Raw genomic sequence first — 8,329 nt, 5'->3', positions numbered from 1 at the left:
ATTCAGGAGAGCTAGTCCCCTCTCCCGCATGCGGGGGAGGGGTAGGGGTGAGGGTGCTTCTAAGCTTTTAAAGCATTTACAGCTTTTAAACCAAAGCTCAAAGCAAAGGCCTCAAAGCCGAAGCCGCAAAGGCCTCACCCAGCCAACTTTCCATAAACACTGAAACCGGTAAGCCATAGCCCCAGCATGCTGCCCAAATTGGTCAGCATGAAAGTCAACACGATGCGGGTAACGCGATTCCGGTACCAACCTTTCACGCTCTGCGCATCGTCACGCAGTTGTAGGAAGTCCTGATACGTGGGCTTGCGCAGCCGCGTCTCTACCAGCGCCGAAAACGCACCGGTGGGAATGCTCAAACGGAAGGGCTTGAACGGCGCGACCACAATCGCGGTCAGAATGCTCAGCGGATGGCTGGCAGCGAGCAGCGCGCCCAAGCCAGCCAGGCCGCCGGTGAACATCGCCCAGGTCAGCAGCATGTCGGCACCCATGCCCATGCCGCCCTTCCAGAAGCCAAAGCCAATGCCGCCCAGCACGATGGCCAGGATGCCCAGCGTGATCCACGGGATGTTGCGCTTCTTCGGCACCGACTCCAACTGCTCGCGAAGCGGGCCGGGTGCCTCGGTATCGGTTTCCAGATAGCGGGCCAACCCAGCAAGGTGACCCGCGCCAACAACTGCCAGCACATTGCGCTGCTCGCTGCTGTGCTCTTCGCGCAGGCGCGTGGCCATGTAGCGGTCACGCTCGCCGATGATGGCCTGGTACAGCGCCGGGCTTTCATTGGCGAACTCGCCGAAGCTCGACTCCAGCATATCGCCCTGTTTGAGCTTCTCAATTTCGTCTTCGCCGACGTCTTCCGAGGAGAACAGGCCAGCACCCAGTCCCATCACCAGCTTGATCTTGCCGAAGAAGCCCAGGCTCTGTGAGGCGCGGCGGAAGGTCAGGCCGACATCGCGGTCGATCAGGTGTACCGGCAGGTCGTTGGCCTTGGCCAGTTCCACCGCGCGCTTCAGTTCAGCACCGGGTTCGATCCCCAATTGCTCGGCGAGACGGCGCTGGTAAGCGGCCAGCGCGAGGTTGGCGGCAAACAATGCCACGCGGCCCTTGCGGATCACTTCGACCAGATCCAGCTGTGCCAAGGCATTGGGGTTGGTCAGCGCCTGCAGGCGCTGCGGGTCCAGTTCGACTGCGACTGCGTCGTACTGGCCGCTGGCGATGGCCTGCTCAACTGCTTGTACGCTGGCTGCAGAGACGTGGGCAGTGCCCAGCAAGGTGTAGCGCACGCCGTCGCGTTCAACCACGCGTACAGGCTGGCCGGCCAGCAGTTCGCCGCCGGTTTCGATAGAGGATTCAGTCATTGCTTCATTCATTGGATGGGGCGCTGTCGGCACCGTCGCCTAGCGCGCGTTGCATCTGTACCGTGTCCAGCCAGCGCCCGTGCTTGCGGCCAAGGCCGCGGAACACGCCAACCAGCTCGAAGCCGAAACGCTCATGCAGCTTGATCGACGCGGTATTGGTTGGTTCGCCGATCACCGCGATCATCTGCCGGAAGCCGCGTGCGGTGCATTCGTCGATCAAGGCCTGCATCAAGGCCTTGCCAACGCCTTTGCCCTGGAAACGACCATCGACATAGATCGAGTTCTCCACGGTCCATTGATAGGCGATGCGGGCACGGTAGCTGTTGGCATAGGCGTAACCGGCTACCTCGTCGTTGATGGTGGCGACGAGGTAGGGAAAGCCGCGTGCAGTGATGTCCTGCATGCGCTGCGCCATGTCCGCTGCGCTGGGCACCTCGTATTCGTAGGTGTTGACCAGCTCGCGCACCTCCACCGCGTAGATCGCGGTGATGGCCGGGATATCAGCAGGTGTTGCGGGACGCAGTTGCAGGCTCATGTCGGGTCCGGTCAGTCGATGTAGCGCTTGAGCAGATCGCCGTAAGCATCGATGCGGCGATCACGCAGGAACGGCCAGATCCGGCGGACGTGCTCGCTGCGCTGCAGGTCGACGTCGCAGACCAGCAGGGTGGGGTCGGTGCCGGCTTCGGCGATGAATTCACCCTGCGGGCCGAGCACGTGGCTGTTGCCCCAGAAGTTGATGCCGGACGCGCCCAGCGGCGAGGCTTCGTGGCCGACGCGGTTGCAGCTCAGTACCGGCACGCCGTTGGCGACGGCATGGCCGCGGTGGCTCAGCACCCAGGCATCGCGCTGGCGGTTCTTCTCGTCCTGCACGTCGTCCGGGTCCCAGCCGATCGCGGTCGGGTAGAGCAGCAGTTCGGCACCGGCCAGCGCCATCAGGCGGGCGGCTTCCGGATACCACTGGTCCCAGCAGACCAGCACGCCGAGGCGACCCACCGAGGTCTCGATCGGCTTGAAGCCGATGTCGCCGGGGGTGAAGTAGAACTTCTCGTAGAAGCCCGGGTCGTCGGGGATGTGCATCTTGCGGTACTTGCCCAGCAAGGTGCCGTCTTTCTCGAAGACCACGGCGGTGTTGTGGTACAGGCCAGCAGCGCGACGCTCGAACAACGAGCCGACGATGACCACGCCATGCTTCTTGGCCAGCGCGCCCAGATGTTCGGTGCTGGGGCCGGGGATCGGCTCGGCCAGGTCGAACTCGTCCACCGATTCGTGCTGGCAGAAGTACGCGCCGTTGTGCAGTTCCTGCAGCAGTACCAGTTTCGCGCCCTGTGCGGCAGCCTCGGCTACGCGCGCATCAATCACGGCCAGGTTGGCGGCGGCATCACCGTGGTTTCGTTCCTGCACCAGGGCGACGGTAAGAGGGCTGCGCGAGTTCATGCTGCGATCCTGCGGGGGAAAACGCGCATGTTAACGCGGATGCGCGTTGGCAATGCTGTCTGGGCTGAACGGAAGGAGCTGCGGCGCGCATGCGGTTGCCTGCGCTTCTCAGGTAGAGCCGAGCCATGCTCGGCTCTACGGCTTGAGCCCCTCTCCCGCTTGCGGGAGAGGGGTTGGGGTGAGGGCGGCGTTTCGCTGGTGAAGCCCCTGCCGAGCATGGCTCGGCACTACAGGTGCAGCGATTAGTTCTTCAGCAGGCCGGCTGGCAGCTGCATGGTGATGCAGTGCAGGCTGCCGTTCTGCCAGATCAGCGAGCGGCAGGGGACCTGCACGATCTCGCGGTCCGGGAAGGCCTGGGCAAGTACATCACGCGCGGCATCATCGGCGGCGTCGCCATAGGCCGGCATCAGTACCGCGCCATTGATGATCAGGAAATTGGCGTACGAGGCTGCCAGGCGGCGGCCTTCGTCCAGAACCGGCTCGGCCCAGGGCAGCGGGAACAGGCGGTAAGGCTTGCCGTCGCTGGTGCGCAGTGCGGCCAGTTCGGCGCCCATGGCCTGCAGTTCGGCGTAATGCGAGTCCTGCGGATCGTCGCAGTTCTGGTAAACGATGCTGTCGGCCGAGGCAAAGCGGGCGAGGGTATCGATGTGCGCGTCGGTGTCGTCGCCTTCCAGGTAGCCGTGGTCCAGCCACAGCACGCGGTCCTGCTGCATCCAGCTGGCCATGTCGGCGCTGAGCGAATCGCGCTCGCGTTCCGGGTGGCGTTCGTGCAGGCACTTCCAGGTGGTCAGCAAGGTGCCGGCGCCGTCGGTGTCAATGGCACCGCCTTCCAGTGCGAACGGACTGCTGCGGACCTGCGCGTTGTTGAACACCTGCGCCTGGTCGAGCACCCCGACCAGTTGGTCATCGAGGCTGGCCTCGAACTTGCCACCCCAGCCAGTGAAACGGAAGTCCAGCAGCTGGAAGCTGCCGTCGGCGCGCTTGAGGGTGATCGGGCCGGAGTCGCGCAGCCAGGTGTCGTCGTAAGGCGCGGTGACGAACTGCACGCGATCCATGTCCACGCGGTTGGAGCGCAGGCGCATTTCCGCGTAGGTCTCGATGTCGTCATCGGCCACGCAGATCAGCACCGGCTGGTAGCGGGTGATGGCGCTGACCAGCGCGATGTAGGTTTCCTCGACTTCGGCCAGGCGCTCGGCCCAGTCGGTGTCGGCGTTCGGCCAGGCGATCAATACGCCGGACTGGGTTTCCCATTCGGCTGGAAAGCGGAGCGTTTCGTTCATTCTTCTCGGATACATTCGGCCCGTTAGGGCGTTGGTGCAGCAGGCCGGGGCCTGCTGCCTGGAAAGGGTTCAGCGGATCGGTGGCTTGGGCCCGACTTCATCCGGGCTGGCCTGGCGGGCCACCACATCGATCACGCGCTGCTTTTCGAAGTACACGGTAAACGCCGGGTAGACCCAGCGGTTGATGGTCGGCCATTGACGCTTCTGGCCGCCGCGCGGGTCCATACGTTCGCTGGGCGCGCCGAAGCGGGCTTCTACCTCGGCCATGCTCTGGCCGCGGGCCGGAATGGCCTGGGCTGGCTTTTCCTGTGCGCGTTCAATCAACAAGGTGTCAGCGTGCACCGCCGGTGCGGCAGCCAGTACGGCGATCAGGCTCAAAATCTTGAATGCGTGCTTCATGGTCACATCTCCCCAGAGGACAGGCTGCGATTACAGCAAAAAATGGCGACGAAAGTGCAGTCCTGCGCCGTTATTGCTGCACGCAGTCAGCAATGCATCATTACGGCACTTGGCCCGGTACGCAAAAAGCCGCCCAAGGGCGGCTTTTTGGCGTTGCTCGATCCTTGCGGACCAAGCGCTGGCTTGCGCCAGTTGGCTCAGCGCTGGCGAGCCTTGAAGCGCGGGTTCGACTTGCAGATCACGAAGATCTTGCCGCGACGGCGCACAACTTTGCAATCACGGTGACGGGTCTTCGCCGACTTCAGGGAGGACAGAACTTTCATGGCATACCTCGGCGGATACTGGTAAGGAGATCTTAGGAGCGTGGCCGCGGATATGCAGGATAACGCCCGTTCAAGCCCGCCATTCTACTGGGTATTTCTGCGCCAGTTCAAGTGTTTGCATGCAAACGGGTGCAGGCAGGGCGGTGCGGGGCGTTAGAATAGCCCGATTCTCGTTCCAGACAGGCCTTTAAATGAGCCAGCTGCCCCCCGTTCTTACCATTGATGGCCCGTCCGGGGCCGGCAAGGGTACCGTCAGTCGCATCGTTGCCCGCCAGCTGGGCTGGCATTACCTGGACTCCGGTGCGCTGTATCGCGCGGTGGGTGTAGCTGCCAGTTGGGCTGACATCGATACCTCCGACGCCTCGGCGCTGGTGCGCTGCACCTTTGATACCAAGGTGCAGTTCGTGGAGCAAGGCGAAAGTCTGCGGGTACTGGTCAATGGCAGCGATGCCACCGACGAGCTGCGCCTGGAGACCACTGGTGCCCTGGCCTCGGCCATTGCGGCCATTCCCGAGGTACGGGCTGCGCTGAAGGAGCGTCAGCGCGCATTCAGGATTTTGCCCGGATTGGTGGCCGATGGTCGCGACATGGGGACCGTCATCTTCCCGGACGCCCCATTCAAGGTTTTCCTGACTGCGAGTGCTGAGGAGCGGGCCGAGCGGCGGCATAAACAGTTGAAAGAAAAAGGGGTTTCGGTTAACTTTGAAGACCTCCTGCGTGAGATCATGGCCCGCGACGCCCGTGATGCACAGCGCGCAGTGGCGCCCCTGAGGCCGGCCGATGACGCCATCCTCATCGACACCAGCGGTATTGGCATCGACGACGTCGTTGCCAAGGTGCTGGGTCTGGTTTCCAAGGAAGCCTGATCCTCGCAGCGTTGAGTGCGATCAGTTGATCGATCGCAGTCGTAGCAAAGATGTTGCAACAACCCGCTGCGCAATGGTGCGTGGTGGGCTTTTTCATTCACATTCGGCCGCTGTCATGGGGTCGTCCAACAGGCTGGACAGTACGGGTTTTCGCAACAGATCCGCTGTCCATATGTTCAACTGAGTAAATCTAATGACCGAATCATTTGCAGAACTGTTTGAAGCCAGTCAGGCCAATCTGGCCAAGCTGAAGCCCGGTGCCATCGTTATCGGTACCGTCGTTGAAGTCCGCGGCGACGTGGTCGTGATCAACGCCGGCCTGAAGTCCGAAGGCATCGTGCCGATCGAACAGTTCCGTAACGACGCTGGTGAAATCGATGTGGGCGTGGGCGACCAGGTAAAGGTTGCACTGGACTCGATCGAAAACGGCTTCGGCGAAACCATCCTGTCGCGCGAGAAGGCAAAGCGCGCCATGGTGTGGGACGAGCTGGAAGAAGCGTTGGAAAAGAACGAAACCATCACCGGCCGCATCAGCGGCAAGGTCAAGGGTGGTTTCACCGTGGACATCAAGGATGTCCGCGCATTCCTGCCTGGTTCGCTGGTCGATGTGCGCCCCGTGCGCGACCCGGCCTACCTGGAAGGCAAGGAGCTGGAGTTCAAGCTCATCAAGCTGGACCGCAAGCGTAACAACGTGGTCGTGTCGCGTCGTGCAGTTGTCGAGAGCGAGCACTCGGAAGAGCGCGAGCAGCTGATGGACAAGCTGCAGGAAGGCGCAATCCTGAAGGGTGTCGTCAAGAACCTGACCGATTACGGCGCATTCGTGGACCTGGGCGGTATCGACGGCCTGCTGCACATCACCGACATGGCATGGAAGCGCGTGCGCCATCCGTCCGAAGTCGTGAATGTCGGCGACGAGCTGGACGTGCGCGTGCTGAAGTTCGACCGCGAGCGCAACCGCGTTTCGCTGGGCCTGAAGCAGCTGGGCGAGGATCCGTGGGACAACATCGCACGTCGTTACCCGGCCAACAGCCGCGTGTTCGGCAAGGTCTCCAACGTGACCGATTACGGCGCGTTCGTTGAGATCGAGCCGGGCGTCGAAGGCCTGGTGCACGTGTCCGAGATGGATTGGACCAACAAGAACGTCAACCCGTCCAAGGTTGTCCAGGTTGGTGATGAAGTCGAAGTGATGGTGCTGGACGTTGATGAAGAGCGTCGTCGTATCTCGCTGGGCATGAAGCAGGTTGCTGCCAACCCGTGGGAAACCTTCGCCGCCATCTTCAAGAAGGGCGACAAGGTTTCCGGCCAGATCAAGTCGATCACCGATTTCGGTATCTTCATCGGTCTGGACGGCGGCATCGACGGCCTGGTTCACCTGTCGGACATCAGCTGGAACACCACCGGCGAAGACGTGGTTCGCAACTTCAAGAAGGGCGACACCCTGGACGCAGTGGTCCTGGCCGTCGATCCGGAGCGCGAGCGCATCTCGCTGGGCGTCAAGCAGCTTGAGCAGGACCCGTTCGGTCAGTACATGGCTGCCAACCCGAAGGGTTCGAAGGTTGAAGGCGTCGTGAAGGAAGTTGATGCCAAGGGCGCAACCATCGAGCTGGCTGACGGCATCGAAGGCTACGTTTCGGCACGTGACGTTGCCAACGAGCGCGTCGACGACGCGACCCAGTTCCTGAAGGTCGGCGACAAGGTCGAAGCCAAGTTCGTGGGCATGGACCGCAAGGGCCGTACCCTGCAGCTGTCGATCAAGGCCAAGGATGATGCCGAAATGCGCGAAGTGCTGGAGGAATACCAGTCCTCTTCGGCTTCCAGCGGCACCACCCAGCTGGGCGCGCTGCTGCGTGCACAGCTGAACGGCAACAAGTCCGAGTAATCGGCTTCCTGTTGTATATTTGACCTGGCGGCCCGGACTTCAGTCGGGGCCGTTTCAGGGTAAGACCCTGCCATTGACGAGTACGCAATGACCAAATCCGAATTGATCGAAATCCTCGCGCGCCACCAGGCGCACCTGAAGGCTGATGATGTCGATCTGGCGGTGAAGTCGTTGCTGGAAATGATGGGTGGGGCGCTGTCCTCCGGTGACCGCATCGAGATCCGCGGTTTCGGTAGTTTTTCCCTGCATTACCGCCCGCCGCGCCTGGGCCGTAACCCGAAGACGGGCGAGTCGGTTGCGCTGCCGGGCAAGCATGTGCCGCATTTCAAGCCGGGCAAGGAGCTGCGCGAACGCGTGAGCTCGGTGGTCCCGTTGGAAAGCGATCCTGCCTGAGTGATCCATGCTGGGTGTTGCGCAGCAGATTGACTGCTGCCATTTTTTCCGCCGAACGGTAAGCTACGGGCTCTTGTAACAGGAGTAAGCCGGCGCATGAAGACCGTTCGATTAGTGATTCTGCTGGCGGTGTTGATAGGTGGCCTGGTGATCGGCTCGCTCAACTCGCAGCCCATCGAAATCAGCCTTGCGTTCTGGGTGCTCAAGACCACCTCGGGGATCGCAATCATTGCATCGCTGTTGCTCGGCGCCCTGGTGGGCGGTGGCATGGTGATGGCAGCTCTTGTGGTACCGATGTACACCAAGCTGCGCCGCGCCAATAAAGCGGCCGCCGTAACGGCATCCGAGCCTGCTGCGCCTGTCGCGCAGACGCCTTCTCCTTTTGACGGACGCTGAGCAA

10 protein-coding genes are annotated in these 8,329 nt (G+C 62.1%); 4 read left to right on the top strand and 6 right to left on the bottom strand.

Features of this window, described 5'->3' with window-relative positions:
- Positions 1–134: 134 nt before the first annotated feature.
- The 6 genes from ACVOMF_RS05085 to ykgO all read right to left on the bottom strand — a co-directional run bounded on the left by ACVOMF_RS05085 (position 135) and on the right by ykgO (position 4,791).
- The gene (locus ACVOMF_RS05085) at positions 135–1,367 is read right to left on the bottom strand and encodes a TraB/GumN family protein (RefSeq protein WP_481508292.1); all 1,233 of its coding nucleotides are present in this window, start codon (positions 1,365–1,367) and stop codon (positions 135–137) included.
- Positions 1,360–1,890, bottom strand: coding sequence for an N-acetyltransferase family protein (locus ACVOMF_RS05080; RefSeq protein ID WP_481508291.1), 531 nt, complete (start codon positions 1,888–1,890; stop codon positions 1,360–1,362). Before ACVOMF_RS05080 ends, ACVOMF_RS05085 begins: the two co-directional genes overlap by 8 nt.
- Before the next feature lie 11 nt (positions 1,891–1,901).
- Entirely contained in the window at positions 1,902–2,789 is an 888-nt protein-coding gene (locus tag ACVOMF_RS05075) for a carbon-nitrogen hydrolase (RefSeq protein WP_481508290.1), read from the bottom strand.
- A gap of 242 nt (positions 2,790–3,031) precedes the next feature.
- The gene (locus ACVOMF_RS05070; protein ID WP_481508289.1) at positions 3,032–4,069 is read right to left on the bottom strand and encodes an agmatine deiminase family protein; all 1,038 of its coding nucleotides are present in this window, start codon (positions 4,067–4,069) and stop codon (positions 3,032–3,034) included.
- Positions 4,070–4,138: 69 nt separating this feature from the next.
- Positions 4,139–4,468: a hypothetical protein gene (locus ACVOMF_RS05065; protein ID WP_481508288.1), complete on the bottom strand. Its 330-nt coding sequence runs from the start codon at positions 4,466–4,468 to the stop codon at positions 4,139–4,141.
- Positions 4,469–4,665: 197 nt separating this feature from the next.
- Entirely contained in the window at positions 4,666–4,791 is a 126-nt protein-coding gene (ykgO, locus tag ACVOMF_RS05060; protein WP_057628212.1) for a type B 50S ribosomal protein L36, read from the bottom strand.
- A gap of 191 nt (positions 4,792–4,982) precedes the next feature.
- Between ykgO and cmk the strand changes: the two genes are divergently transcribed.
- The 4 genes from cmk (at position 4,983) to ACVOMF_RS05040 (ending at position 8,325) form a co-directional block, all read left to right on the top strand.
- The gene (gene cmk, locus ACVOMF_RS05055; RefSeq protein WP_481508287.1) at positions 4,983–5,657 is read left to right on the top strand and encodes a (d)CMP kinase; all 675 of its coding nucleotides are present in this window, start codon (positions 4,983–4,985) and stop codon (positions 5,655–5,657) included.
- Between the two features lie 193 nt (positions 5,658–5,850).
- Complete coding sequence (gene rpsA / locus ACVOMF_RS05050; protein WP_481508286.1) at positions 5,851–7,536, top strand: 30S ribosomal protein S1; 1,686 nt, start codon at positions 5,851–5,853, stop codon at positions 7,534–7,536.
- An 87-nt stretch (positions 7,537–7,623) separates the two neighbouring features.
- On the top strand, positions 7,624–7,929 hold the full coding sequence (locus ACVOMF_RS05045; RefSeq protein WP_057628209.1) for an integration host factor subunit beta: 306 nt from the start codon (positions 7,624–7,626) through the stop codon (positions 7,927–7,929).
- Between the two features lie 96 nt (positions 7,930–8,025).
- Positions 8,026–8,325 (top strand): lipopolysaccharide assembly protein LapA domain-containing protein, encoded by a 300-nt coding sequence (locus ACVOMF_RS05040; protein WP_481508285.1) that lies wholly within the window; start codon positions 8,026–8,028, stop codon positions 8,323–8,325.
- The last annotated feature ends 4 nt before the right edge of the window (positions 8,326–8,329 follow it).

This window comes from Stenotrophomonas sp. STEN022 (assembly GCF_056760155.1).
The sequence above is the reverse complement of the archived record's forward strand: the minus strand, read 5'-3'. Positions and strand labels throughout refer to the sequence as shown.

Excerpts from the sequence above, each read along its gene's own strand:
- ACVOMF_RS05070 (WP_481508289.1), bottom strand. The coding sequence starts at position 4,069 with ATGAACGAAACGCTCCGCTTTCCAGCCGAATGGGAAACCCAGTCCGGC.
- ACVOMF_RS05045 (WP_057628209.1), top strand. The coding sequence starts at position 7,624 with ATGACCAAATCCGAATTGATCGAAATCCTCGCGCGCCACCAGGCGCAC.
- ACVOMF_RS05080 (WP_481508291.1), bottom strand. The coding sequence starts at position 1,890 with ATGAGCCTGCAACTGCGTCCCGCAACACCTGCTGATATCCCGGCCATC.
- rpsA (WP_481508286.1), top strand. The coding sequence starts at position 5,851 with ATGACCGAATCATTTGCAGAACTGTTTGAAGCCAGTCAGGCCAATCTG.
- cmk (WP_481508287.1), top strand. The coding sequence starts at position 4,983 with ATGAGCCAGCTGCCCCCCGTTCTTACCATTGATGGCCCGTCCGGGGCC.
- ACVOMF_RS05040 (WP_481508285.1), top strand. The coding sequence starts at position 8,026 with ATGAAGACCGTTCGATTAGTGATTCTGCTGGCGGTGTTGATAGGTGGC.
- ACVOMF_RS05075 (WP_481508290.1), bottom strand. The coding sequence starts at position 2,789 with ATGAACTCGCGCAGCCCTCTTACCGTCGCCCTGGTGCAGGAACGAAAC.
- ACVOMF_RS05065 (WP_481508288.1), bottom strand. The coding sequence starts at position 4,468 with ATGAAGCACGCATTCAAGATTTTGAGCCTGATCGCCGTACTGGCTGCC.
- ykgO (WP_057628212.1), bottom strand. The coding sequence starts at position 4,791 with ATGAAAGTTCTGTCCTCCCTGAAGTCGGCGAAGACCCGTCACCGTGAT.
- ACVOMF_RS05085 (WP_481508292.1), bottom strand. The coding sequence starts at position 1,367 with ATGAATGAAGCAATGACTGAATCCTCTATCGAAACCGGCGGCGAACTG.